Consider the following 26,202-nt stretch of genomic DNA (forward strand, 5'->3'; position numbering starts at 1 on the left):
TTCCTGGTGCAGAGGGCAGTGCCCGCAGGACGCCTTTTTCTTTTGATTTTTTTGATATGATGAGACGACCGTACGAAATGGGCGGTCGTCTTTTTTTATGTTATTCGGTCTATTTTTATCGAAAAACAATAAAAAACACTTGAAAAACAGAAAATAACATGCTATACTGTCCTCAATGTAGGAAGTGTTTTGAGGAATCAAGAGCTCAAAACGTGCGCGCAGCTTCTGGACAGGAGGAAAGACAATGAATGAAAATACGATTTATCTGAAAAGCCAGGGGACGGCGCAGCCGGTCACTGCTGCCGAAAAGCTTTTGGCGGTGCTGATGCTGCTGACAGCGTATCTTTTTATACGCTGCTTTATCCCCGGTTATTATGGGTTTTTAGGTGGGATGGTCACCCTGTTTACAGTGGTGTTTGCTTTGGCGGGAGCTTTGTATTTCTTTAAAGAAGGTCTTGCTTTTACAAAGGAGAGCCTTTATTGGCTGGTCATGGCCCTGGCCCTGGGGGGTAGCTATGGCATTTATGTTAATCAGCGTTTAAATGTGCTGCTGCTGCCCGTCCTTTTTGCCATGCTGGCCTACTGGGTACTGTGCACTGCCGGTGCGAGGATCGGCCGGGGCCGCTTTTTTCTCTCTGATCTGTTTAATGCCTTTCTGGCCCTGCCCCTCTTTAATTATACACGGGAATGGCAGGTGTTTAGAAGAATGGGCAGCGGGAGCAGCGCAGGACACGCCCTGAAGGCTGTTTTACTGGGCCTGGCTCTCGGTGTGCCGGTGCTCCTGGTGGTGCTTTACCTGCTGGTCCAGGCGGACGCAGCCTTTCAGGCAATGCTCGGGCGTTTGTTTATTAATGTGCCTCAGATGCTGCTGGAGGTTTTAAGGCTGGCGCTGGCCTTGGTTTTATCAGGATATTTCTTCGGCCTGTTTTACGGGGCCTGTAAGAGAGAAAAAACAATACTAGAGGCTGAGGCCCTGGAGACGGGAAGGCAGAAGCGCAGAAAGCTGCCTGTGGTTACAGGCTGTACGGTTCTTGGCCTTTTATGCCTGGTCTACTTTATGTTCTTTGCCGCCCAGGGCGGCTACTATTTCTCAGCCTTTTGGGGAGACCTGCCCGGAGGCGGCATGACCGCGGCCGAGTATGCCCGGCGGGGCTTCTTTGAGCTGTGCCAGGTTTCGGTCATCAACCTGGTGGTAATGGGGGCAGGGCAGCTTTTTTTAAGAGAAGCTGAAAAGACGGCCCGCGTACTGCTTAAGGGATTCAATATCACTCTCTCAGTGCTTACGCTGCTGCTCATCGCCACAGCGCTCAGCAAGATGTTTTTGTATATTGAACGGTTCGGCATGACCCAGCTCCGGATTTTTACCAGCTGGTTTATGCTGCTGCTGGCCCTGTTCTTTATTTTGCAGATCATCCGCCAGTTCAGGTCCTTTGCGGTGATGAAGGTCTGCGCGGTGGCCGCGGCGGTGATGGTGGTTCTGCTCAGCTATGCGGATATGGACCGGATGATCGCTGCCTATAACCTCTCGGCCTATGACAGGGGCCGGCTTGAAACGCTGGACATGGACACCCTGGCGGCCTGCGGACCTGCGGCGGTGGAGCCGATAAAGGCCTTTTATGAGCAGACCGGGGATCAGGAGGCCCGGGAGCTTATCGCGGCTTATCGTTGGTCTGATGGCGCGGCCCTTTTGGAAAACACACCGCTTTATGGTTACAGCCTTGAATACAGCAGGGCGGCAGCGCTTTGGAAAATGGATTGGGAAGCAAACCGGTAAAGGCCTGAGACAAAAGATTATTGACATATGCCCATAACGGCGGTATAATAAAGACAGATGAACCACACAGGGAGGAAGATTAATGCCAAGGCCAACCAAACGCAGGCGGATATGCGGACTGCCTGAAGGAAAAATATTTGTCTGCGCAGACGCGTGTGAAAAACAGGCGGAGCCTGTGGTCATGACGCTGGAGGAATACGAGACGGTCCGGCTCATCGACCATGTTGGTCTTAACCAGGAGGAGTGTGCAGAACAGATGGCAGTGGCCAGAACGACGGCTCAGCGCATTTATAACAGCGCCCGGTCAAAACTGGCAGAGCATCTGATTACAGGGGCAACGCTTAAAATAGAGGGCGGAAGCTATGACATCTGCACCGACCGTGAATGCAGCTGCCGAATGCGGCAGTGCGGCAAAAGGCAATGTGGCTGTCATCAGAAAAGAGGACACTGTCCTAAAAAAACCGAAGAAGAGGAATGAGGTAGAAAATTGAGAATTGCAGTTACGTATGAAGATGGACATGTATTTCAGCATTTTGGGCATACCAGCCAGTTTAAAATTTATGACATCAACGCAGACCAGATACTGGACTCACGGGTAGTGGATACCAATGGCGTTGGACACGGAAGCCTGGCGGGCTTTTTGAAGGACGAGTCCGTCGATCTTTTAATCTGCGGCGGTATCGGCGGCGGCGCACAGAATGCCCTGATGAATGCGGGTATCCTGTTTAAGGGCGGCGTAGCCGGCAATGCGGACAAGGCGGTTCAGGCCTATATGGACGGCACACTGGACTACAACCCCAATGTCCATTGCGACCATCACGACCACGCACACGGCGAGGGCTGCGGCCATCATCACGAAAACGGCGGCTGCGGCCATCACGATCACAGCTGCGGGCATCAGCACTAATTTGTTAAAAAAGACGACGGGCTTTAATCCGTCGTCTTTTTATTTTTGCTGAAGGCCATGATGCCGCCCTCGATAAACTGGTTGAGGGCCTGATTGACAGACTCCGGCGAGTAGAGCTCACGGTGCTGCATACAGTTTTGCAGGACCCCGGCGCAGCCGTAGGTGATAAAGGTGGTACAGATCTCCTGCGACAGGGGATCATCCTCAAACAGCCCCGTATAGCGCTCATTGGACAGCAGCTTTTCCTTAAAGACCTTATGAAGCTTTTTAAAAAACATCTCGGATTCTCTGGAGTTGAGGAGTCTCTGGCTGAGCTTGATGTCCTGATTCAGGTAGCAGTCGATCGGATGCATCATATCGCCGATCTTTTCGACGGAATTATTCAGATTGTCGAGGGAATGGCTGAGATTTTCAATAATCTCGTCCTCGATCTGCTCCAGAATGTCATATACGTCGCGGTAGTGGGCGTAAAAGGTACCGCGGTTGATGTCGGCCCTGTCGGCAATATCCTTCACGGTAATTTTTGAAATCTCTTTTTCAGCAGCCAGCTCCATAAAAGCTGTTTTTATGAGCTTGCGCGAACGAATCGCACTGCGGTATTCTGCTTTACTTCCCATGAATTAAGCTCCTTTTAAGTTGAATTTTATAAAATCAAACAAAATTCCATCAAATGTTCAATTTTGTACAAAAGTCAAGGTATTGTTTATTGAAAGATGTGGTTTCCTTTATTATAATACAACCAACGTACAAAAATCAACATTTGTTTAATTTTATTGAAATGTTCAAAATAATCAAAGGAGAAAAAATGGAACAGAAAAAACCCCCCAGAAAACCCCTTATATTTTATTATCTGATCGGGCTGGCGGTCATCATGCTTTTAAACGCATTGGTGTTTCCGTCGCTGATGAAGGAGCAGGTTACCGAGGTTGACTATGGCACCTTTTTATCGGCCATTGACAGCGGAACCATTGATGCGGTTGAAATAAATAACGATGAAATTGTGTATAAAACAAAGGACGGCAGTGGGAAGGAGACTCTCTACAGCACAGGCAAAATGGATGATCCGGACCTTGTTGGCCGCTTGTCTGCGGCCAAGGGCACCAATGATCAGGGTAAAATTTCCTTTACGCAGATTGCCCAGCAGAGGACCTCGCCCCTTATCAGCTTTCTGCTGACCTGGATTCTGCCCATTCTGCTCATCTTTGGCATTGGGCAGCTGATGGGCAACCGGATGCAGAAAAGAATGGGCGGCAACGCCATGACCTTTGGCAAAAGCAATGCGAAAATCTATGTCGAGGCGGAGACCGGCAAAACCTTTAAGGATGTGGCCGGGCAGGACGAAGCCAAGGAGGCCCTGACAGAAATTGTGGATTTTCTGCACAACCCCAAAAAGTACGCCGACATCGGCGCGAACCTGCCAAAGGGAGCTCTGCTTGTAGGCCCTCCGGGAACTGGGAAAACCCTTCTGGCAAGAGCGGTCGCAGGCGAGGCCAAGGTGCCCTTTTTCTCGATCTCCGGCTCCGAATTTGTGGAAATGTTCGTGGGCATGGGCGCGGCCAAGGTGCGCGACCTCTTTAAGCAGGCCACCGACAAGGCCCCCTGTATTGTCTTTATTGACGAAATAGATACCATCGGCAAGAAGCGTGACAGCAAGGGCTTTACCGGAAACGACGAGCGTGAGCAGACCCTGAACCAGCTGTTGTCTGAGATGGACGGCTTCGACGGCAAAAAGGGCGTCGTGATCCTGGCTGCCACCAACCGCCCGGAAACCCTTGACCAGGCGCTGCTGCGCCCCGGCCGTTTTGACCGGCGTATCCCGGTTGAGCTGCCCGACCTCAATGGCCGGGAAGCCATTCTGAAGGTTCACTCCCAGGATGTGAAAATGGATGGAAACATTGACTATAACGCCATTGCCCGGGCCACTGCCGGCGCCTCGGGCGCCGATCTAGCCAATATCATCAACGAGGCGGCGCTGCGGGCAGTGCGCTGTGGGCGCAACAGGGTTCAGCAGAACGACCTTGAGGAAAGTGTTGAGGTGGTGATTGCGGGCTACCAGCGCAAAAACGCGGCCATCTCGCCCAAGGAAAAGGAAATTGTGGCCTATCATGAGGTGGGGCATGCCCTGGTGGCGGCAAAACAGACCGATTCTGCGCCAGTGCACAAGATCACCATTATCCCGCGCACCTCAGGAGCCCTGGGCTACACCATGCAGGTGGACGAGGGTGAGCATAACCTGATGAGCCGGGATGAAATATACAATAAAATCACGACCTTTACAGGCGGCCGGGCCGCTGAGGAGATTATCTTCAACTCTGTAACCTCCGGCGCCTCCAATGATATTGAGCAGGCTACACGCCTGGCAAGAGCCATGGTCACCCGTTTTGGCATGAGTAAGGATTTTGGCATGGTCGCGCTGGAAACCGTGGATAACCCTTATCTGGGCGGAGACACGTCCTTGACCTGTTCAGCCGAAACAGCGGCCCGGGTGGACCGCGAGGTCATGGATATCATCGGCAGCGCCCATGAGAAGGCTGTGGATATCCTGAAGGATAACCAGGAAAAGCTCCATGAGCTGGCCCGTTATCTGCTTGAAAAAGAAACCATCACAGGTGAGGAGTTTATGGAAATCCTGAACCGTTAATATAAAAGACGACCGTCCGTTTCGTACGGTCGTCTTTTTGCCGTTGCGGAGGACGCATTGGCTTAAGCCCTGGGATTTTACCAAAAAGGCCTCATTAATACGGTTATTGTAATCGAAGATTCTTAGGGATTGTGATATAGTAGGATAAGGAAGAATAATTAAATTTCAGGAGGAATCAAATGAGTATTCAGGAAAAATTCAGCGACGCGATGGAACGCATTAAGTCAGACCCGAATCTGGCCAACGAATTTAAGGAAGACCCGGTTAAGACAGCTGAATCTGTTTTGGGCGTGGACCTGCCGGATGAACAGGTTGAAGGCTTTATCAATCATATCAAGGAAAACGTGGATCTGAGCGAAATTAAGAACCCGGGTGACCTTTTTAATTCCATTAAGCACTTATTCTAAACGAAAAAAACCAACGGCATACTGCACGTTGGTTTTATTTTTTTTGCTTTATCAGCGCTTGAGGACATCAAAGAGCCCACGTACCAGGCTTTTGCCAACCTCGCGGCCAATGGTGGACAGGGCGCTGTCGGCGGCCTTTTCAAAAGAGGACTTCTGGTGTCTGGGCGCGGCCTCTCTGGCGGGTTTCTTTTCGGGCTCCGCCGGGGTGGCTTCCTGGGCAGGTGCGGCTTCTGTCTGCTGCTGGAGGTCCTCATAGGCTGATTCGCGGTCGATAGTGTCTTTATATTTGGTGTTAAAAGGGCTGCTCTCAATTAGGCTGCTCCGGGTGTCGGGAGCGGCGGGACCCATGTGGCTCTGGGGCGGGAGGACAAAGCAGCGCTCAACCACGGTGGGGCGGCCCTCCTCGTCCAGGCAGGAGATCAGGGCTTCGCCGGTGCCCAGATCGGTGATGGCCTCCTCGGTTTTAAAGGCGGGGTTGGGCCTGAAGGTTTCGGCCGCGGTTTTGATGGCCTTCTGCTCGGATGGGGAGTAGGCCCGGAGCGCGTGCTGAATGCGGTTGCCAAGCTGTGATAGAATGCTGTCCGGCATATCGGTGGGGCTCTGCGAGATAAAGTAGATGCCTACGCCCTTTGAGCGGATCAGGCGCACGACCTGCTCGATTTTTTCAAGGAGAACCTTGGGCGCGCCGTTAAAGAGCAGATGGGCCTCGTCAAAGAAAAAGACCATCTTGGGCTTGTCCAGATCACCGGCTTCGGGCAGGACCTCAAAGAGATCGGACATGAGCCAGAGCAGAAAGGTGGAGTACAGGGCCGGGGTCTGGATAAGCTCGACGCAGTCCAGAATATTGATGGTGCCCAGGCCGTTTTCGTCGGTTTGGATCCAGTCCATGATGTCCAGGGGCGGCTCGCCGAAGAACTGGTCGGCGCCCTGGTCCTCCAGGGCCAGGATAGCGCGCAGAATGGCCCCGACACTCTGGGACGAGATGTTGCCGTATTCCAGCTTCAGGTCCTTGGCGTTGTTTCCCACGTACTGGAGCATGGCCTTGAGGTCCTTAATGTCGATGAGCAGCAGGTTTTTGGCGTCGGCCACTCTGAACACAATGTTTAAAATGCCCGACTGGGTATCGTTGAGGTTGAGGAGCCGTGACAGCAGCAGCGGCCCCATTTGAGACACTGTCGTGCGGATGGGGTGGCCCTGCTTGCCGAGCAGGTCCCAGAAACGGACCGGGTAGGGCTTGTAGCCGAACTGGTCCTTCAGCCCAAATTTTTCAATGCGCTTTTGCATATCCTCGCTGTCGGTGCCGGGCTCACAGGTGCCAGAGAGGTCGCCCTTTACGTCTGCCAGAAAGACCGGAACGCCGAGGTCGCTGAAGGACTCGGCCAGCACCTTCAGGGTGATGGTTTTGCCGGTGCCGGTGGCGCCTGCCACCAGGCCGTGCCGGTTGGCCATTTTGGGCAGGAGATAAACAGGCTGTTCGCCTTTTGCAATCCAGATTTTATCGTCAGTATACATGTGCTTTCCTCCATAGGTAATCTATCTTAATTATACTCGAGGCAGAAAGTACAGCGGTGTTGAAAACGGTAAAAACAGGACGAATTTGGAAAAAATAAAAAACAGCCCGGCAGGACTGTTAAAATACCAGGAGCATATCATACCAGACGGCTCCGCCGTGGGTCGAGTCGGAAACACCCAGGTTCTGATAGCCAAAGCTTTCGTAAAAGGGGATCAGCGTCTCCTTGCAGGTCAGGATCAGGCCTTCTCTGCCGGAGTCCATGGCTTTGTGAATGAAATAGGTCATTAAAATGGTCGCGATCCCCCTGTGCTGCCAGCCGGGCAGGACGTCCAGGCCAAAAATGCTCTGGTAGCGGCCATCGGGAATGTGGCGCGAGCTGTCCTCAAAAAGGATATCCGTGATGGTTTCATCATCGGTGGCACAGCCGTTAATCATGCCCACAAGCTGTCCTTCGACCTCCGCGACAAAAAAGCTTTCGGGAAAGGTTTTGATGCGCTTTTCAAAGGCGCCGGGGCTTGCAGCCTCGGCAGCGGGAAAACAGGCCGCTTCCAGAGCAGCGATTGAGGGCAGATCCTCGGGCCTGGCCTGCCGGATACGTATATTCATGTAAAAATTACCTCACTTCATCAATGCTGAGATAAGTATACACCTTTGTCATTCGGAGGGCAAGGGGCTAGGCCAAAGCAGAATTATTTGTTATAATTTATACTAATCAATAAAGAGATAGTGAGGAAAAAATGACTGAAAAAGAAAAAATGCTGGCCGGACAGCTTTACTGCGCTGAGACGCCAGAGCTGACAGAGGAACGGACAAGGGCCCATGAGCTCTGCCGTCAATTTAACTTAACGACAGAATACGAGCCGCAGCACCGCCAGCAGATCATTGAGCAGCTTTTTGGCGGCTTGGGTAAAAACTTCATGGTTGAGCCGAGCTTTAGGTGTGATTACGGCTATAACATCACCGCTGGAGACAACCTGTACATTAATTTTGACGCTGTTTTTCTGGATGTCTGCCCGATTACCATCGGGGATAACTGCTTTATGGCCCCGCGTGTCTGTATTTTTACGGCGTGGCACCCACTGGTCAGCGATGAGCGCAATACCCTTCTGGAGGGCGGCAGCCCTGTGACCATCGGGGACAATGTGTGGATCGGCGGCAACACCACCATCAATCCGGGGGTAACCATCGGCAGTAATGTCGTGATTGGCGCAGGCTCTGTGGTGACAAGGGATATACCCGATAATGTGGTGGCGGCCGGCAGTCCGGCGCGGGTGCTGCGTGAGATCACAGAAGCGGACAGAATGATGGCAAAACGGTAAAAAAAGCGCGTCCTGCACAGGCCGCGCTTTTTTATGACTTTTATTATGACGCCTTTGATACCAGCCCCTGTATTTTTCTGACCAATGGCAGTAAAAGCCCTTTGCCGGGCAGCAGGTCCAGCTCCTCCTCGGTGAGGATACCAAAGAAGATAATCAGAAAGAAATAGATAACCGCCGCCACAAGAATGGCGGCAAGGACAGCGGCAGTATTGCCGGTGTGGGGCAGCAGAAAATCGTAGCAGCCGAGGGCCGCCATGCCCATGATGGCCGAGGCGATCATGGGCTTGACCAGGGTGCTGGTATAGCTGAGCCGCACGTGGGTATAACGGCGGATAAACAGAAAGTTGACAACCATCAGGAAGATAAAGGTCAGCATGGTGCTCAGGACGACGCCATAAATATTGAGGGCAGGGATGGCCATGAACACATAGCTGCAGCCAATGCGCACCACCGAGGCGCCCAGCAGGGCGATGAGCGGGATGATAAAGCGGTCAATGGACTGTAAAATACTCTGGAAGGTATTGGACAGCATGATAAAAATGGTCGCGAAGGCATAGACCTCCATGATGGCGGCGCCGTGCTCAGAGCCCGGGAAGATCAGGGTGAAGATGCCGTCTGAGAGCACGGACAGGCCGATACAGCAGGGCAGGGCCACCAGCACGACCAGGCGGATGGCGGTATTGATGCGCTCGTTGATGCCGGCCTGATCCTTAAGGGCAAAGGATTCCGAGATGGCGGGGATCATGGCAGCAGCGAAGGTGGCGCTGATGCTTAAAGGAATGTTGACAAAGGTATCCGCGTAGGAGAAATCACCCATGAGGGCTGTGGCCGTATAGGCATCGAAGCCGGCCAGGGCCAGGCGGTCGACGTACATCATGGCGTCGGCAAAGGAGAAAAAGGTGATCATGGCAGAGGTCAGTGTGACCGGGACCGCGATGAGCACCAGGCGCTTCAAAATCCTTTTGCGGGACAGGGGGACCTTGCGGCTGGTTTTGAGCAGCAGGGCTTTGTGCTTCCGGGTAAAGTAAAAATGCCAGACAACTAAGAGCAGGCAGGCTGCCAGACTGCTGATGGTCGTGCCCAGGTAAGCGCCGCCGACGCCAAGGCTGACGTTTTGCAGCATGACCACACAGTACCAGCACAAAAAGACGCCCAGCACAATGCGGACAACCTGCTCGATTACCTGGGAAACGGCCGTGGGCAGCATATTCTGAAAGCCCTGAAAATAGCCGCGGTAGACGGAACAGACCGCCACGATCAGCGGGGAGAAAGCAATGCCCTGGATGGCGTAGATGCTCTCGGGCGGCCAGTTGGTCACTCCGATGAGCCATCCGGCTCCAAAAAACAGGAAAAGGCTGGAGAGCCCACCCAGCACAAACAGGGTGATCAGAGAGACCTTGAAAACATTGGTCACAGCCCTGAAATCTCCAATGGCCACATTTTCTGAAATCATTTTGGAGACAGCCACCGGGAAGCCAACCGTGGAGACCATCAGCAGGAGGCTGTAAATACTAAAGACATTTGAGAAAATGCCGTTGCCGTAGCTGCCCACCAGATTGCTGATGGGAATACGGAAAAGGATGCCGATCAGTCTTACAAAGATACCGGCAGCGGCGAGAATGGCCGCGCCCTTAACCCAGCTTTTTTCTGTTTTACGCATATAGAATATTCTCCTTGATTAATGTATGTCGTGACCGTACGAAACGGACGGCCGTCTAAAACGAGAGCAGCATTTTATAGAGCGTTTCCAGTGCCGGACCAAAGATGCCCTCGTTAAAATCAAATTTGGGATGGTGGATGGGGTAATTGGGGGCAGTGTCCTGGGCTGCAAAGAAGACGATGCGCAGGCCCGGGAGCTCCTTAAAATACCATCCAGCGTTATCGCCGACCAGAAAAGGCGAGCCGGAGAGGACACAGCGGCTGCCAAAGACTGTCTGGCCCGCGGCAAAGCCCTTTTGGATAAGGCGGGGATCGTTGATGACCGCAGGGGTTCTGTGAGACAGGCCGACACGGATCTGACTACCAGTTCGTTTTTCGGTGTTCTCTGCCATGCGCCGGATGGCGGAGAGCAGGAGATCAAAGTCCGATTCTATAAAGGCGCGCAGCGTCCCCTGCATGACACAGGCGTCAGGAATGACATTGGATTTAACGCCGCCATTGATGGTGCCGAATCCAATAATAAAAGGCCTCTGGGTGACGGCCGTGGCGTTGAGGCCCTCGATATCACATAATAATGAAGCCGCTGCGCTCACAGCGCTGTTGCCCAGGGAGGCTTCTGCCCAGTGGCCTGAGGAACCTGTAACCTCGATTTTGAGGCCTGCGACTGTGGCCGTAGAGGCTTCCTCCTGTATTTCCATGCCAAAGGGCTCAGAATTGGCGAAATGAAAGATGATGAGCTGATCAGGCTTCGGCGATTCCAGCGCCCCGCCATCCATCATCAGCCTGGCGCCGCGGCCGGTTTCCTCGGCTGGCTCAAACAGAAAACGGATATTGGTGGACAGCTCATCTTTATGCGCGCTTAAAAGCCTGGCCAGCCCCAGAGTGAGGGCAGTGATCCCGTCATGGCCGCAGGCGTGGGATACGCCCGGCGTCCGGGAGGCGTAGGGAACAACTTTTTCATCGGCAATGGGCAGCGCGTCAATCTCGGCCCGGATGGCGGTGGTAGGGTAACCGGGATTGACGATAAGGTCAGCGACCACACCAGTGGGCTCGATACGGCGGTGTGGGATGGACAGGGCGTCCAGGTGGGCCTCAATGCAGTCCGCGGTCTGGTATTCCTCAAGGCTCAGCTCAGGGTTCTGATGGAGCTGCCGCCTCAGCAGGATGATTTTCGGCAGCAGCGCGTGGATTTCAGTTTTAATTTGAGTCATTAAAATCCTCCAGTGGTGGGTTGAAAAGATGTTTTTTCAATTATACCATAAAATTTTCCAAATCCTTATAAAATCCTGAAAATTGACTTTTATACTGGAGTCATCAAAAGAGATAAGGAGCGATAATATGATTGAGTATTTGTTGGAAACACGGGCTCTGAGCAAGCGCTTTAAGAAAACAGAGGCGGTTAAAAAGCTGAACCTGAGGGTGAGAAAAAACACCATTTACGGGCTTCTGGGCCCCAATGGAGCGGGCAAGTCCACCACCCTCAAGATGATGACTGGTATGCTGCGGCCCAGCGCCGGGGAGATCATCTTCGACGGGCACAGCTGGTCCAGGAAGGACCTTGAGCATATGGGTGTTTTGATTGAATGGCCGCCCCTTTATGATAACCTGACGGCCCAGGAGAACCTGAAGGTCCGCACGACTCTGCTGGGCCTCCCGGAAAAAAGAATCGGGCAGGTGCTGAAGATTGTAGACCTGAAGAATACCGGCAGCAAGCGCGCCGGACAGTTCTCCATGGGAATGAAGCAGCGGCTGGGTATTGCCCTGGCGCTGCTGGGCAGCCCGAAGCTGCTGATCCTGGATGAGCCGACCAATGGGCTGGACCCCATTGGAATCCAGGAGCTGCGGGAGCTGATCCGCTCCTTTCCAAAGCATGGCATCACCGTGATCCTGTCCAGCCATATCCTCTCTGAGGTGGAGCTCATGGCCGATGACATTGGCATTATCAGCGACGGCGTGCTGGGCTACCAGTCAAAAATTCATAAGGGCGAGGACCTGGAGGCCCTGTTTATGCAGGTTGTTAAGAACAGCCGTGCCCGGGAAGGAGGCAGCGCAGCATGCTGAAGCTGATGAAAGCAGAAAACCTGAAATTTAAACGGACCTTCAGCCGCAAGCTGATTTTCCTCGGGCCTCTGGGGCTCATACTGCTGAGCTTTACCTTTGGCTTTGGCTACTATCAGATCAATGCCTTTAACTGGTGGTACACGCTGCTGTATCCAGGCTGCATTGCCCTGTTCGCGGCGCTTTCCAACCAGAAGGATGGGAATAAAAAGCTTAAATACCAGAACCTTTACACAGTGCCGGTAGACCTTAAGACGTCCTGGCTGGCTAAAATGGGCGTCGTCGCCTTTTATGTACTGCTTAGCTGCGGCGTGGTGTTCCTGGGGATCATTCTGGGCACCCTGATCAAGGATTTTATCTGGCAGGGCACAGCGCTGCCGCTCACAGATACCCTTTTACCCATGCTGCTGGGCATGATTGTGATCTTTGTGACCAGTGTGTGGCAGATCCCCCTTTGCTTTATGCTTGCCAAGAAGCTTGGCTTTTTGGGGGCGGTGCTGCTCAATGTGGGGGTGGGCACCGTTGGCGGCATCCTAGTGGCAGAAAAGAGCTTTTGGTATCTGATCCCATACGCCTGGACGCCCCGGGCCATGTGCCCGGTGATGGGCATCCGGCCGAATAACCTTCTGGTAGAGGCGGGAAGCCCGCTGCTCGACATAAGTGTGGTGCCCGTGGCAATCGTGCTGTCCCTGCTGCTGTGCGCGGCCCTGACCCTGCTCTGTATGTACTGGCTCAGCAAAAAGGAGGCGGCGTAGATGAAAAGCTTTCTGAGATCCTTTGGGACGGAAGCCCTTAAAATAAAGCATACGCCCCTTTTGTGGCTGCATCTGATCCTCCCTCTTGTGGGCGTGGCCCTGTTTCTTTTTTACAGCGCGCTGTCGGCATGGGATACCGTGGTTTTGCTGACGCTTTACTTTGAGGCGCTGGCCCTGGCTTTTCCGATGCTCATCGGTATTGTGTGCGGCATGGCAGCCTCCCAGGAGGAGCAGGCCGGTGGTTTTCAGAACATGCTTGGCGTGCTGCCGTCCCGTCTGATGCCGTTTTTGAGTAAGGCTGGGTTTCTGGCAGTGCTGGGCCTTGGCTCGCTGGCGGCAGCCATCGGCCTTTACGGAGCGGGCTTTGCCCTGCTGCCGGGCCAGCAGGCTGTGCCGGCGCTGCTGTACCTGAAGCTGGCCGGGGTCCTGTTTGGGACCAGCTTGTTTTTATACCTGCTCCACCTCTGGATTGGCCTGCGCTTTGGCAAGGGCGCGTCCATTTCGGTGGGGGTGGCGGGCTCGCTGGTGTCAGCGCTGATGCTGACAGGCCTCGGGGATGGTATCTGGTATTTTATTCCCTGGGCCTGGGGTGTGCGCCTCAGCGACATGGCGGTTTTAAACGCGATGACCTCCCCGTCACCGCAGGGGCTTATGTTTATCCAGAACGAAACCGCCGCCGGCTGGCTGGCGGCCGGCGTGGCCACGCTGCTGCTCCTTGCGTTCTGCCTGATCTGGTTTAAGCGCTGGGAGGGCAGAAGCGCCAGCGAGTAATTTATCCTTGTGCGCCGGGGCACAAAAAGCTATACTGGTGATAAAAGGACAGAAACAACAGGAGGCAGGATCAATGGCAAGAATACTGGTGGTCGACGATGAAAAGGGAATTTTAAATCTGGTGAAGCGTGTGCTGGAAAAGGACGGGCATCAGGTCAGGACCATGGCCGATCCGGCAGAGCTTTCCATGAACGGGCTCGGAGCCTTTGACCTCATTCTTCTGGATGTGATGATGCCCGGAACCGATGGCTTTACCCTCTGCCGGGAGCTGCGGGAAAATGTGGACTGCCCCATTCTTTTTCTGACCGCCAAAACCCTGGAGAAGGACATAATGTACGGCCTGGGCGTCGGCGGCGACGACTACATCACCAAGCCCTTTGGCAACGGCGAGCTGAGAGCCCGGGTGGCCGCCCACCTGCGTCGTGAAAAGCGTGAGAAGCGCAGTGTGCTGAGCCTGGACGGCATAAGGTTTAACCTCGGCGCCCATGAGATGCTGGCAGGGGAGCAGAAGGTCCCTCTGACCAAAAGCGAGTATGCCATCTGCGAGTTCCTGGCCAGAAGCCACGGGCAGGTCTTTTCCAAGGAGCAGATCTACGAGGCGGTGTACGGCTACGAGGGCGAGGGCGACAGCTCCGCCATCGCGGAGCATGTGAAAAATATCCGGGCTAAGCTCAGCGTTTACGGCTGCGCGCCCATTGAGACGGTCTGGGGGATTGGGTATAAATGGCAATGAGTGCGCGCCCTAAAAAGATCAGCAGGCTTATCTTAATCTATGCCGGTCTGCTTGTTTTGTCCTTTGTGGTGGTGCTGGTTATGGCGGCTGGCGCTTTGACCGAGATTATCACATCGGACCAGTTCGTCCCGGCCAACAGTGTGGAGAACGCGATCCGGGAGCAGAAGGAGGCTATCCAGGCCACAGAGCCCTTTGACCCGTCATTGGTTCCGGACGGGAGCCGCTACGCGCTGATCAGCCATGAGGGACAGGTGCTGGATACCGATATGGATCAAAAAACACTTGCGGAGGCCCAGGAATATGCCAGGCAGGGCGTAAACATTTTCGGCGACCGGTTCTATTACCGGATCGCCCGCGCCGACGGGGACTGTATCCTTCAATACTATATCAAAGCGTCCTATAAAGACGAGGCGTTGAATCAGAGACTGCCCTCGCCGGAAACAATGATGAACGCGGTGATTATCACAGGGGCGGCGCTTTATATCCTGCTGATCTTTTTGGGTACCCGGGCATTCAGCAAACGTCTGAAGGGCGAGCTGGCCCCGCTCATGGAGGCCACAAACGCCATCCGGAACCAGGATCTGGAATACAAAGCCGGCCCATCGGGCATATGGGAGTTTAATCAGGTGTTAGACTCCATGGACGATATGCGCCTCGCCCTGAAGCAGTCTCTGGAGCAGCAGTGGCGTGAGGAACAGGAAAAGCAGGAGCAGATCAGCGCTCTGGCCCATGATATCAAGACGCCGCTGACCATTATAAAAGGAAACAGCGAGCTGCTCGCAGAGGAGGACCTGAACGGAGACCAGGCCGAAAGTGTCCGTTATATCCACGATAACGCAGAGGTTATAGAGGAGTATACGCGCCTTTTGATGGAGGTATCTCAGGATAAGGCAGCCTGGAGCCTGAATGCGGAGGCGATCCCCACAGCAGCCTTTTTAGAGCGCATAAAAAAACAGGCTGTGGGCTACACAGCCCGCAGGCAGATCCGGCTGTGTGTGGACACCGAATGTCTGCCCGGGCACTTTACCGGCGACCGCCGGCTTTTGATCCGGGCGGTGATGAACATCATTGCCAACGGGGCTGATTACACGCCCGAGGGCGGCAGGATTGAGCTTAAGGCAGCGGGTGACAGCGGCATGCTGGTCCTCACCGTGACCGACGGCGGGCCAGGGTTCAGCGCGGACGCGCTCAGAAACGCGGCCCGCAAATTTTACATGGGCGACAAGAGCAGAAGCTGTGAAAAGCACTACGGCATGGGGCTTTACATCGCCGACAGTATTATCAGCCAGCACCGCGGCAGCCTGTGCCTGGAAAACGATCCTGTGACAGGCCATGGCCGGGTGGTGATAAAACTGCCAATTGAGGAATTTTTGTCACCGTTTTGTCAAAAATAGGGTGTATACTGGGCATATGTAAGGGAACATGAGGTGAAAAAGATGGAAAAAATGCTGATCGCAGATGATAACAAACAGATAACAGCCGTGCTCACTGCCTACGCGCGCAAGGAGGGCTTTGAGCCTGTGGTCGCCTATGACGGCGAGGCGGCGCTCTGCGCCTACAGGCGGGAGGCCCCGGCGGTCATTCTGCTGGATGTGATGATGCCAAAGCTTGACGGGTTTGAGGTATGCCGGCAGATACGGGAGGAATCCGCAGTGCCCATCATCATGATCACAGCCCGGGGCGAGGATTTTGAGAAGATCATGGGCCTGGACATCGGGGCCGATGATTATATTGTCAAGCCCTTTTCCGGAGGTGAGGTCATGGCGCGGGTGCGGGCCATCCTGCGCCGGCTGTCCCGGGACGGCGGGGGCAGGCGCCAGTTTTTCAGCTACAAGGGCCTGACCATGGATTTGGATACCTATACGACCACCGTGAACGGCGAGGTGGTGCCGCTCACGAAAAAGGAGACAGAGCTGTTCTGGACCCTTGCGGCCAACCGAAACAGGGTTTTTTCAAGGGACAACCTGCTGGATGCGGTCTGGGGCTATGACTATTACGGCGACAACCGCACCGTCGATTCCCATATCCGGCGGCTGCGGGCCAAGCTGGACAAAAGAGAGCACCCCGGGTGGAGCGTTGCGACCATCTGGGGGGTGGGTTACCGTTTCGAGGTGAATGATGAGGAAGCGTAGCATTGCCTTTAAGCTGGGGCTCTATTTTTCACTGGCCCTGCTGGCCTTCGCGCTGGTGGCGGGCTCGGTGTTTTTTCTGCTGTTTAAAAAGCAGAACGTGGCGCTGACCCAGAAGCAGCTGGAGGACCGGGCCACTGCCATCGCCGGCACCTTTGGCAGCTTTATATCCGCCGAGGGCAGCGGCAGGCGCGGCGAGGGGGCCCACGGCAGCGGAGGGAACGGCATGGGCTACGCGGCCTATATCCGCTTTCTGGACGATATTGCCATGGCAGATGTATGGGTGGTGGATGGCGACCATAATCTGGTCACCCCATCCAGCCACGAAGGCCATGAGACCGCTGCGTCTACCTATAACTACGCAGATCTGCCGGCCGACGCCGAAACCGTGGTGGACCAGGCCTTTGGAGGCCAGGTAACTGCGAGCGAGGGCTTCTCAGGTCTGCTGAACGCCCCGACCCTGACAGTCGGGGCCCCGGTCCGGGACAGCGCAGGCAATATCCAGGCCGTGGTGCTGCTTCACTCTCCGGTGGAGGGCATTGAGGCCGCGGCCAACGAGGGCTTCAGAACCCTGGCCATCAGCCTGTGCGTGGCGTTGGTGATCGGGATCGGCTTTGCCGTGCTGCTGGCGCGCAGCTTTACAAAGCCCATGAAGGAAATGCAGGTAATGGCCGGGCGTCTGGCCGGGGGCGACTATACGGCCGCCAGCCATATCGGCCGTCAGGATGAGATCGGCCAGCTGGCCGCCTCGCTGGATACCCTGAGCCATCAGCTCAAGCTCTCCAGTGAGGAGCATGAGCGCTTCCAGAAAATGCAGCAGGTCTTTTTCTCCAATATCTCCCATGAGCTTAAAACCCCGGTGACTGTGCTCTGCGGCTCTTTAGAGGCTCTGGCCGGCGGCGTGGTGACAGATCCGGACCAGGTGGCCGCCTATCATCAGGAAATGTACGCGGAGAGTCTGGCGCTGAAACGGCTGGTCAATGACCTGCTGGACCTGTCCAGACTCCAGAACGCCGAGTTCAGCCTTAACCTGGAGCGGGTAAATCTGTGTGATATCCTCAGTGAGGTGCGGCGCAGCGCCCAGAATATGGCAAAGGCGAAGGCGCTGGCCATCACCACAGAGATGGACACAGGTCTTTACTTTATGCAGGGGGACTACCTGCGGCTGCGGCAGCTGCTCATGATCATCATGAGCAACGCCATAAAATTTTCACCAGAGGGCGGGCAGATCGAAATGCGCCTGTGTGGGAGCACCCTCACCATTTCCGATCATGGCTGCGGAATCAGCCAGGAGGACCAGAAGCATATTTTTGAACGCTTTTATAAAACCCTGTCCGAGGAAAATGCCGAGGGAACCGGACTGGGCCTGCCCATTGCCAGGGAGATCGCGGAGCGGCACAATATTGGCCTGGTGGTTACCAGTGAAGAAGGGCAGGGCACAACCGTGACCCTGGATCTGCCCGGCAAAGAGAACACGACCGTCTGAAACGGGCGGTCGTGGTATCGTATAGCTAAATCCGCCGAAGGACATTCAGATATACGGCACAATCAGGGTACTCTTACCTCACCGCTTCGGCGGTCTGCGAAAAATGTACAACCTTCTTTCTCAATGAGACCGCAGGCGCAGTTCGGTAAAGTACCCTGCTCGCGCCACACGGGGAGAATATCCTTCGGCTCATCTGCAAATGGTGGCTTTGCGGTGTAGCGCCTAAGAATGAGAGGGTAGTATAAATCTTATCAAGTTTAACAGAGCTGTATATCAGCTTGTCAATTTTCTGAGGAAGCAATGGATTTTTTACCTGCCCCGTTGCAGAGCGTGGCACTTTACCGAAGCGGGTACGCCTATGGTCTCATGACCAGACAAATTTGTACAGAATTGCGCAGACCATCGAAGCTGTGAGGTAAGAGTGCCACGATTTGCGGCATCCAGAAAATCCATTGCTGGTTCCTCGCTGCACCGCAGTCTCCGTCTCCACCACGACCGCCCGTTTCGTACGGTCGTGAATAAAATATAGGCTGAAATGGATAGAAGGAGTTAGCCTGTCAGGCTAATTTTCTTTAGAGAATAAGAGAAATGAAAACAAAGCGGTTAAAATTAAAAAACAAAGGACATCGGATCAAAAATTCTTAAGAAAAGCTTTGGTAATTTATAAAAAAAGTGCTGGCTGGGGGCTACCAGCCGGCACTTTTTATATTTTTTTATTGGGCGGAAGCGAGTAAATGGTGTGGAGCAGTTTTGGATACCAAGAGAGAAGTGCTTCCGCCGGATTTCACTGTGGGCAGAGAAAGGAACTGCCTCAAAGATAGTGAACTTTAGTGTCTATTGATAGACATTAACTATTTTTCTTCATAATACCTTTAATGATAATACTAATAATAACACTCATCGGGTAAAAAGTCAACTCAGGGTATATTAGTTTATTATTAGAATACAAGCAAATGGTATTGTTATTAAAAACGCGATGGAGAAAAGCAAATGGTATACTTCGGATCAAAGCTCAGACAACTCAGGCAGGAAAAAGGATATACGCAGCAGCAGCTGGCGGATATGCTGGGAATCACCAAGGGCAGTGTCTCCGCCTATGAGACCTCTGCCAAGTACCCGTCTGTCGATGTGCTACGAAAAATAGCAGTGACTTTAAATACTTCGACCGATTTTCTCCTGGGCCTGTCCGATGAACGCGTTTTTAATCTCGATTTTTTAACAGACGACCAGATCCACATCATCAACAGCCTGATTACAGAATTCAATCATTTAAACAATAAAAACAATTAAGGGTAAAGCGATGGCTTTGCCTCTTTTAGATTGGAAAGGGCTTTACGGGCAATAGTAATTTTAGGCGAAAGAGGGTATAATGATAAAAAGGAGGCGCATTATGTTTCAGATTACCGATACGCGTCTAAAGGACGCTCTGGACTTTGCTTCAGATAAACACGCAGGCCAGCTGCGGTGGGGCGGGATTCCTTTTATCACCCACCCTGTGGCTGTGGCAGCCTATCTGCAGGAGCGCGGCTACAGCGATGATACCCTGCTGACGGCTCTTTTCCACGATCTTTTAGAGGATACGGATACCACCCAGGAGGAGATTCTGGAATACAGCGGCAGGGAGGTGCTGGACGCTGTGATCCTGCTCACCAAGCCCAAGCCCTACGATATGGCCGATTACCTGGGTGGGATCGACCGCAACGCCATGGCGAAGGATGTAAAATGCGCAGACAGAATACATAATCTGAGGACCACCGCAGATTCGAGCCGGGCCTTTCGGCAGAAGTATTACGATGAGAGCGTGCGCTGGTACGTGCCCTTTTTCAGAGACACAAGCTTTGAGCCGGATTTTCTGGAGGCGCTGACGAGCCTGGAGAGAATGCTTAAATAGGCGCTGTTTTTTTGAGGTAAAAATGCAAAAACCCATTGACAACGACCGTCAAATATGAGAAAATATTCACAAGTTAATACCTGTATATACAAAGTCATGAAGGCTTATTCAGCGGTTTGCAGACCGCCTGGTTCTTCATGGCTTTATTTTTTGCCATGAACAAGCAATAGGATAAAAAATCAAAAGGGGACGTAAAAATGGAGAATATTTTAGAGAGAGTTGAAAATTATTGGGAAGGCCGCGCGGACGGCTATTCTGAAGTAAACGAGGCGGAGCTGAACAGCTATAAAATGGACGTGTGGAAAAACCTGATCAACAGCTATAAGCCGGATGTAATCGGCAGAAAGCTGAAGGTGCTGGACATCGGTACCGGCCCGGGCTTTTTTGCCATCACCATGGCCTCCTGCGGCTATGACGTTACCGCTGTGGACTACACCGACGCCATGCTGTACAAGGCCAAAAAGAACGCCGGCATCTACAAAAACGCCATTGATTTCAGACGCATGGATGCCCATTCGCTGGATTTTGAGGACAATACCTTTGACCTGATCGTAACCAGAAACCTGACCTGGAACCTGGAAAGACCAGATGAAGCCTACGAAGAATGGCACCGTGTGCTGGCAACGGGCGGCAGATTGTTAAATTTTGACGCCAACTGGTACCTGCACCTTTACGATGAGGACAAACGCCGGGAATATTTTGAGGACCGCGATAACTCTCAGGCCCAGGGCTACAACGACCACTATGTGTGCACAGACACCACCGCCATGGAGGAGATTGCCAGAAATTTACCGCTGAGCCGCACCATGCGCCCGCAGTGGGACGCCGCGGTTCTGCTTAACATCGGCTTTAAAAAAGTAATGATCGAACAGGATATGGGCGACCGCGTCTGGGACGACGAGGAACAGGTGAACTACGCCTCAACCCCCATGTTCATGATTGCCGCGACCAAATAGGGCCGCGCTGGATTCCGAACAGATTGTAATACGCCTTTACCATTTTGCGGACCCTGTGAAGTGGCAAAGGCGTGTTTGTTGAAAAAACTAAAACCTGAAGGAGAAGAAAATGAAGCTGAAAAAAATTACGGCGCTGCTTGTGACAGCCGTCATGTGCACCGGCCTTCTGGCGGGCTGCGGCAGCGCAGGCAGCACCGATGTGTCCGAAAGGGACGAGATCAACTACGCCTGCACCAAGGACATAAGGGACATTAATCCGCATCTCTACTCTGGCGAGATGTCTGCACAGAACATGGTGTTTGAGGGGCTGACCAAGAACGAGGGCGGCGAGGTCAAGCCCGCCCTGGCAGAAAGCTGGGATATATCGGACAACGGGCTGGAGTATACCTTCCATTTAAGAAAGGGTGTGGCCTTTACCGACGGCGAGCCCTTTAACGCCCAGGCAGTCAAGCAGAATTTTGACGCCATTATCAGCAATAAGGAGCGCCATTCCTGGCTGGATATGGTCAACGAGATCGCCGACACCGTGGTGGTGGACGACAACACCTTTAAGCTGGTGCTGGCCCATCCCTATTACCCGACCCTGGTCGAGCTGGGCCTGACACGGCCTTTCCGTTTCATCTCACCCAAATGCTTTGTGGACGGCAACACCAAGGACGGCGTCAGCGGCTATGCGGGCACAGGCCCCTGGGTGCTGTCGGAGCATGAGGACAATCAGTACGCGACTTTTACCCGCAACGATAGCTACTGGGGCGACAAGACCAAGGTATCCAAAATCAACTGGAAGGTCATGCCGGATCCACAGACCATTCTGCTGGCCCTGCAAAACGGCGAGGTCGATTTGCTGTTCGGGGCTGACGGCGACCAGATCGACCTGGACTCCTTTAAAAAGCTGGAGTCTGAGGGCGCGTATGTCACCTACCTCAGCGAGCCGGTCGCCTCAAGAGCGATCCTGCTGAACAGCAAGGCTCCGGTCACCAGCGACCTGAAGGTGCGCGAGGCCTTTGAGACGGCCATTAACAAACAGAACATCATCGACGGCATTCTAAACGGCTCCGAGGACCAGGCTGACACATTGATGGCAAAAACCGTGCCCTATTGCGACCTTGACCTAAAGACCTATTCCTACGACCCGGATAAGGCCGGCAAGCTTCTGGATGAGGCGGGCTGGAGCATGGGATCAGACGGGGTGCGTGAGAAGGACGGCAAAAAATGTGAGGTGACCTTCTCCTACAACTCTCAGAATGCCCAGGAGGGAACCATTGCCGAGTCCATCCAGGCCGATCTGGCCGCTGTCGGCATTAAGATGAATATTCTGGCCGAAGAAAAGCAGGCCTTCCTGGACCGTCAGAAGTCCGGCGATTTTGATCTTCAGTACTCCCTGTCCTGGGGAACACCGTACGATCCCCAGTCCTATGTCTCATCCTGGAGAATCCCGGCCCACGGCGATTACCAGGCCCAGACCGGACTCGAAAAGAAACAGTGGCTTGACGATACCATCACCAAAATTATGATCGAGGCTGACGACACCAAACGGGCCGGCATGTACAAGGAAATTCTGACCTATATCAATGACCAGTGCGTCTACGTGCCCATCTCTTACTCCAAGACCAAGGCGGTCGGGATTAAGGGCCTGCAGGGTGTAACCTTTAACGATTCCCAGTACGAGATCCCCTTTGAGAAGATGTACTGGAATTAATGGAGAATAATTTTATAGAAAGCTTCCAATGAAAACTTATATCATTAAAAGACTGCTCTGGATGATCCCGATTCTTATCGGGATCTCCTTCTTTGCCTTTATCCTCATTAATTTGAGCCCCAGTGATCCTGCCGAGGTGGCGCTGCGGGTCAATGAGGTGGTGCCAACAGAACAGAATATTGCGGATATGCGGGAAAAACTGGGCCTGGACGAGCCCTTTTTGACCCGCTATTTCCATTGGGTGGGCAATGCCCTCCAGGGTGACTTTGGCAGCAGCTACGCCAATAACAAGCCTGTGGGCGCCGAGATCGCAAAGGCCCTGCCGCCGACGCTGTACCTGGCCTTTGTCTCCCTGGTCATCATACTGGTGGTCTCGGTGGGGGCCGGGGTGCTCTGCGCCCTGTACCGGGACAGCCTCGGTGACCGGCTTATCCGGGGCATTGTCTTTATCGGCACTGCCATGCCGGCCTTTTGGGCAGGCATCCTGCTCATGTGGCTCTTTGCCGTCAAGCTGAGGCTGCTGCCCACCAGCGGCATGACCGCGCCGGGCTCAGTGATCCTGCCGGCGGTGACATTGTCGCTGGGGTATATCGCCACCTACGCGAGACTGCTGCGTAATAACATGATCAAGAACCAGGGCGAGAACTACGTGCTCTATCTGCGGGCCCGGGGCCTTAAGCAGCGCACCATCACCCGCCATGTGTTGGGGAACTCGCTGCACAGCGCACTCACAGCTCTGGGCATGTCCATTCCCAAGCTGATCGCGGGCACGGTGGTCATTGAGAACATCTTTGCCTGGCCGGGCATGGGCAGGCTCTGTGTGACCGCCATTTTTAACCGGGACTTCCCGGTGATCCAGGCCTATGTGCTCATCATGGCAGTGCTTTTCGTTGTCTGTAATTTTGCCGTGGACATGATCACCACGCTCATGGACCCGCGGATGCGGCAGGAGGTGTAATGATGACCGGATTTTTCAAACGCTTTAAGACCGACCGGCTGGCCATGGCCAGCGCGGTATTTCTGCTGCTGGTCATTCTGGCCGCAGCCCTGGCACCCGTCATTGCGCCCTATGACCCGACGGCCCAGAACATCGTCATGAAATTCCAGGGGCCATCCCTGGCGCACTGGCTCGGGACCGATCAGCTGGGTCGGGATACCCTCTCCCGTATCCTGTACGGCGGCCGGATTACCGTGCTCTTATCCATTGTCACCATGCTCTGCACCATTGGCATCGGGGTGGTGCTGGGCGTGATCGCAGGCTATTTCAGAGGGGTGGTGGACGAGGTGGTCATGCGCATCTGCGACGTGATGCTGTCCTTCCCCAGCGAAGTAATGATTCTGGCCATTGTGGGCGTGCTGGGCGCAGGCATTTTTAACATTGTCATTGCCACCATCATTGCCAAATGGGCCTGGTATGTGCGCATGATCCGGAGCATCGTGATCCGCTTTATGGATAAAAATGACATCCGGTTTGCCCGGGTGGCGGGGTGCAGCACGGGCTATATCATCAGGAAGCACCTGATTAAGGGCGCGCTCGGGGAGATCGCTGTGCTGGCAACGCTGGACACCGGGGCCATTATCTTAAATATATCGGCCCTGTCCTTTCTGGGCCTTGGGGTACAGCCGCCCACCGCGGAATGGGGCATGATGCTCAACGAGGCCAAGAACGTCATGACCACCAACCCGGGCCAGATGCTGGCGCCTGGGATCGCCATTTTTCTGGTGGTGGCAGCCTTTAACTTTTTGGGCGACGGTATTGAGGAGGCCATGAATCCAAAGCTGGACAAGGGCTTTAAGCGCAGGCGCCGATCCATTTTTGTGCGCAAAAAGGCGGTGGCGTCATGAGCAGTCTGCTGCGTGTAAAGGACCTGAGCGTCACCGATGTGCGCGACGGCCAGGTCATTGTAAACAACCTGAGCTTTGAGCTGAGGGCCAACAGCTGTCTGGGCATTGTGGGCGAGAGCGGCAGCGGCAAATCCATGACCGCAAGGGCATTGCTCGGCCTGCTGAATCCCTGGCTCAAGACCACTGGCTCCGCGCTGTTTGCACAAAACGGTGGCGAGGCAGAGCTGATCGGACTGGAGGAGAGCCAGCTGCGGCACATCAGAGCACGGGAAATCTGCATGATCCTCCAGGACGCCATGACAGCCTTTGATCCCCTGGCCCGTCTTGGCAGCCAGATGGCCGAGACCTTTGTGCAAAATCTGGAAATGGATAAAAAGGCCGCGAAGACCCTGGCCCCCGAGGTGCTGGCAGCCCTGAACATACGGGATCCGGAGCAGGTGGTCCGGAAGTACCCGCACCAGCTGTCCGGCGGCATGCTTCAGCGCTGTATGATTGCCATCGCCCTGGCCATGAAGCCGGCTGTGATCATCGCGGATGAGCCAACCACGGCCCTGGATGCTGTTAACCAGCGGCAGGTGGTGGAGGCCTTTGAGCTGCTGCGGCAGGAGACCGGCACGGCCTTAATCTTTATCTCCCACGATCTGGGTGTGGTCAGGCGCCTGTCCGATGACCTGCTGGTCATGGAAAAGGGCTGCGGTGTGGAGGCCGGAAGGGCAGAGGCAGTGTTCCGGAACCCTCAGAACGACTATACCCGGTATCTGATCGACACCCGGCTCATGATCACCGATTCCTTTAAAAAAGCCATGAATAAGGAGGCGCGCCATGAAGAACCTGGTCGAAATTAAGGATGTGCACAAGAGCTACCTGAAGGTGGGCGAGGGCTTTAGCGGCGGCCGCCTCAAGGTGCTGGAGGGCGTGAGCTTTAACATTGAGGAAGGCCTGTGCGTGGGCCTGATCGGTGAGAGCGGCAGCGGCAAGAGCACCCTCTCCCGCCTGATCCTGGGCCTTGAAAAAGCCGATAAGGGCAGCGGCGGTATTTTTATCGAGGGTGAGCCGGTCAAGGCATGGCTGGCCAAGAACCGGGGCAAAATGAGCGTTGTCTTTCAGGACTACACCTCCTCGGTCAATGCGCAGTTTACCGTGCGCGAGGCCATTTTGGAGCCGCTGCTGGCCCTTGGAAAAAGGCCGGAGGACCAGCAGATCGACACGCTGCTCGAAAAGGTCGGCCTGCCCGCAGCCTTTAAGGGCCGCTACCCCCACGAGCTGTCCGGCGGCCAGCTCCAGCGGGTATGCATCGCCCGGGCCATTGCCACAAACCCCCGGTTCATCGTTCTGGACGAGGCCATCAGCTCACTGGACGTATCGGTTCAGGCCCAGATCATGACTCTGCTGCACGCGCTGCGGGTTGAGATGAACATGACCTACCTGTTTGTGGCCCACGACCTGCAGGCCGTCGCCCATCTCTGTAATAAGATTGTCTTCCTATATAAAGGGCGCATTGTCGAGGCGTGCATGAGCGGGGAGCTGGCCCAGGTGCAAAACCCCTATGCCAGGAAACTGCTCAGCTCGGTAATTCCCTTTGAAGTATAGGGAAATAGAAGGGCTTTTTAACCGGCCAGCCATTGACGTTTTCATACAAAAGCGGTACAATATTAATCA

General features: G+C 54.2%; 26 protein-coding genes. 21 read left to right on the forward strand and 5 right to left on the reverse strand.

Features of this window, described 5'->3' with window-relative positions:
- Positions 1-244 precede the first annotated feature (244 nt).
- The 3 genes from I2B62_RS09080 (at position 245) to I2B62_RS09090 (ending at position 2,681) form a co-directional block, all read left to right on the forward strand.
- Complete coding sequence (locus I2B62_RS09080) at positions 245-1,774, forward strand: DUF4173 domain-containing protein (protein WP_195268652.1); 1,530 nt, start codon at positions 245-247, stop codon at positions 1,772-1,774.
- An 82-nt stretch (positions 1,775-1,856) separates the two neighbouring features.
- A complete protein-coding gene (locus I2B62_RS09085; protein ID WP_195268653.1) occupies positions 1,857-2,252 on the forward strand; it encodes a DUF134 domain-containing protein in 396 nt (131 codons plus the stop codon).
- A 9-nt stretch (positions 2,253-2,261) separates the two neighbouring features.
- Positions 2,262-2,681, forward strand: coding sequence for a NifB/NifX family molybdenum-iron cluster-binding protein (locus tag I2B62_RS09090; RefSeq protein WP_195268654.1), 420 nt, complete (start codon positions 2,262-2,264; stop codon positions 2,679-2,681).
- A gap of 23 nt (positions 2,682-2,704) precedes the next feature.
- On the opposite strand, the gene I2B62_RS09095 is transcribed toward I2B62_RS09090, so the two are convergent.
- Positions 2,705-3,298 carry a TetR/AcrR family transcriptional regulator gene (locus I2B62_RS09095; protein ID WP_195268655.1) on the reverse strand — a complete coding sequence of 198 codons (594 nt, stop codon included), beginning with the start codon at positions 3,296-3,298 and terminating at the stop codon, positions 2,705-2,707.
- A 188-nt stretch (positions 3,299-3,486) separates the two neighbouring features.
- On the opposite strand from I2B62_RS09095, the gene ftsH reads away from it, so the two are divergent.
- Positions 3,487-5,322 carry an ATP-dependent zinc metalloprotease FtsH gene (ftsH, locus tag I2B62_RS09100; protein WP_195268656.1) on the forward strand — a complete coding sequence of 612 codons (1,836 nt, stop codon included), beginning with the start codon at positions 3,487-3,489 and terminating at the stop codon, positions 5,320-5,322.
- A gap of 179 nt (positions 5,323-5,501) precedes the next feature.
- The gene (locus I2B62_RS09105; RefSeq protein WP_195268657.1) at positions 5,502-5,729 is read left to right on the forward strand and encodes a hypothetical protein; all 228 of its coding nucleotides are present in this window, start codon (positions 5,502-5,504) and stop codon (positions 5,727-5,729) included.
- 51 nt (positions 5,730-5,780) lie between these two features.
- On the opposite strand, the gene I2B62_RS09110 is transcribed toward I2B62_RS09105, so the two are convergent.
- Entirely contained in the window at positions 5,781-7,241 is a 1,461-nt protein-coding gene (locus I2B62_RS09110; protein WP_195268658.1) for a helicase HerA-like domain-containing protein, read from the reverse strand.
- A gap of 118 nt (positions 7,242-7,359) precedes the next feature.
- On the reverse strand, positions 7,360-7,848 hold the full coding sequence (locus I2B62_RS09115; protein WP_195268659.1) for a GNAT family N-acetyltransferase: 489 nt from the start codon (positions 7,846-7,848) through the stop codon (positions 7,360-7,362).
- A gap of 131 nt (positions 7,849-7,979) precedes the next feature.
- On the opposite strand from I2B62_RS09115, the gene I2B62_RS09120 reads away from it, so the two are divergent.
- Positions 7,980-8,561 (forward strand): sugar O-acetyltransferase, encoded by a 582-nt coding sequence (locus tag I2B62_RS09120; protein WP_195268660.1) that lies wholly within the window; start codon positions 7,980-7,982, stop codon positions 8,559-8,561.
- A 43-nt stretch (positions 8,562-8,604) separates the two neighbouring features.
- On the opposite strand, the gene I2B62_RS09125 is transcribed toward I2B62_RS09120, so the two are convergent.
- Positions 8,605-10,221, reverse strand: coding sequence for a polysaccharide biosynthesis protein (locus I2B62_RS09125; RefSeq protein WP_195268661.1), 1,617 nt, complete (start codon positions 10,219-10,221; stop codon positions 8,605-8,607).
- A gap of 55 nt (positions 10,222-10,276) precedes the next feature.
- Positions 10,277-11,431, reverse strand: a complete 1,155-nt coding sequence (locus I2B62_RS09130; RefSeq protein ID WP_195268662.1) for a M20 family metallopeptidase — start codon at positions 11,429-11,431, stop codon at positions 10,277-10,279.
- Between the two features lie 127 nt (positions 11,432-11,558).
- On the opposite strand from I2B62_RS09130, the gene I2B62_RS09135 reads away from it, so the two are divergent.
- The 15 genes from I2B62_RS09135 (at position 11,559) to I2B62_RS09205 (ending at position 26,133) form a co-directional block, all read left to right on the forward strand.
- Positions 11,559-12,281 carry a lantibiotic protection ABC transporter ATP-binding protein gene (locus tag I2B62_RS09135; protein WP_207735979.1) on the forward strand — a complete coding sequence of 241 codons (723 nt, stop codon included), beginning with the start codon at positions 11,559-11,561 and terminating at the stop codon, positions 12,279-12,281.
- Positions 12,275-13,033: a lantibiotic immunity ABC transporter MutE/EpiE family permease subunit gene (locus I2B62_RS09140; protein WP_195268663.1), complete on the forward strand. Its 759-nt coding sequence runs from the start codon at positions 12,275-12,277 to the stop codon at positions 13,031-13,033. Before I2B62_RS09135 ends, I2B62_RS09140 begins: the two co-directional genes overlap by 7 nt.
- On the forward strand, positions 13,034-13,804 hold the full coding sequence (locus tag I2B62_RS09145; RefSeq protein ID WP_195268664.1) for a lantibiotic immunity ABC transporter MutG family permease subunit: 771 nt from the start codon (positions 13,034-13,036) through the stop codon (positions 13,802-13,804).
- 73 nt (positions 13,805-13,877) lie between these two features.
- Positions 13,878-14,537, forward strand: coding sequence for a response regulator transcription factor (locus I2B62_RS09150; RefSeq protein WP_195268665.1), 660 nt, complete (start codon positions 13,878-13,880; stop codon positions 14,535-14,537).
- On the forward strand, positions 14,528-15,931 hold the full coding sequence (locus I2B62_RS09155; protein WP_195268666.1) for a HAMP domain-containing sensor histidine kinase: 1,404 nt from the start codon (positions 14,528-14,530) through the stop codon (positions 15,929-15,931). Before I2B62_RS09150 ends, I2B62_RS09155 begins: the two co-directional genes overlap by 10 nt.
- 42 nt (positions 15,932-15,973) lie before the next feature.
- Entirely contained in the window at positions 15,974-16,669 is a 696-nt protein-coding gene (locus I2B62_RS09160; protein ID WP_195268667.1) for a response regulator transcription factor, read from the forward strand.
- Complete coding sequence (locus I2B62_RS09165) at positions 16,653-18,152, forward strand: HAMP domain-containing sensor histidine kinase (protein ID WP_243259470.1); 1,500 nt, start codon at positions 16,653-16,655, stop codon at positions 18,150-18,152. Before I2B62_RS09160 ends, I2B62_RS09165 begins: the two co-directional genes overlap by 17 nt.
- Positions 18,153-19,142: 990 nt before the next feature.
- The gene (locus I2B62_RS09170; RefSeq protein WP_195268668.1) at positions 19,143-19,442 is read left to right on the forward strand and encodes a helix-turn-helix transcriptional regulator; all 300 of its coding nucleotides are present in this window, start codon (positions 19,143-19,145) and stop codon (positions 19,440-19,442) included.
- Between the two features lie 100 nt (positions 19,443-19,542).
- Positions 19,543-20,043, forward strand: coding sequence for an HD domain-containing protein (locus tag I2B62_RS09175; protein ID WP_195268669.1), 501 nt, complete (start codon positions 19,543-19,545; stop codon positions 20,041-20,043).
- A 197-nt stretch (positions 20,044-20,240) separates the two neighbouring features.
- Entirely contained in the window at positions 20,241-20,999 is a 759-nt protein-coding gene (locus I2B62_RS09180) for a class I SAM-dependent methyltransferase (RefSeq protein ID WP_195268670.1), read from the forward strand.
- Positions 21,000-21,108: 109 nt separating this feature from the next.
- Positions 21,109-22,698, forward strand: a complete 1,590-nt coding sequence (nikA, locus tag I2B62_RS09185; protein WP_195268671.1) for a nickel ABC transporter substrate-binding protein — start codon at positions 21,109-21,111, stop codon at positions 22,696-22,698.
- A 28-nt stretch (positions 22,699-22,726) separates the two neighbouring features.
- Positions 22,727-23,656 carry a nickel/cobalt ABC transporter permease gene (opp1B, locus tag I2B62_RS09190; RefSeq protein ID WP_195268672.1) on the forward strand — a complete coding sequence of 310 codons (930 nt, stop codon included), beginning with the start codon at positions 22,727-22,729 and terminating at the stop codon, positions 23,654-23,656.
- Positions 23,656-24,543 carry a nickel/cobalt ABC transporter permease gene (opp1C, locus tag I2B62_RS09195; protein WP_347707804.1) on the forward strand — a complete coding sequence of 296 codons (888 nt, stop codon included), beginning with the start codon at positions 23,656-23,658 and terminating at the stop codon, positions 24,541-24,543. The genes opp1B and opp1C overlap by 1 nt, the downstream gene beginning before the upstream one ends.
- Positions 24,540-25,388: an ABC transporter ATP-binding protein gene (locus tag I2B62_RS09200; protein WP_195268673.1), complete on the forward strand. Its 849-nt coding sequence runs from the start codon at positions 24,540-24,542 to the stop codon at positions 25,386-25,388. Before opp1C ends, I2B62_RS09200 begins: the two co-directional genes overlap by 4 nt.
- Entirely contained in the window at positions 25,366-26,133 is a 768-nt protein-coding gene (locus I2B62_RS09205) for a dipeptide/oligopeptide/nickel ABC transporter ATP-binding protein (RefSeq protein WP_195268674.1), read from the forward strand. The genes I2B62_RS09200 and I2B62_RS09205 overlap by 23 nt, the downstream gene beginning before the upstream one ends.
- Positions 26,134-26,202: the final 69 nt, after the last annotated feature.

It is taken from the genome of Eubacterium sp. 1001713B170207_170306_E7 (assembly GCF_015547515.1).
GTDB lineage: Bacteria > Bacillota > Clostridia > Eubacteriales > Eubacteriaceae > Eubacterium.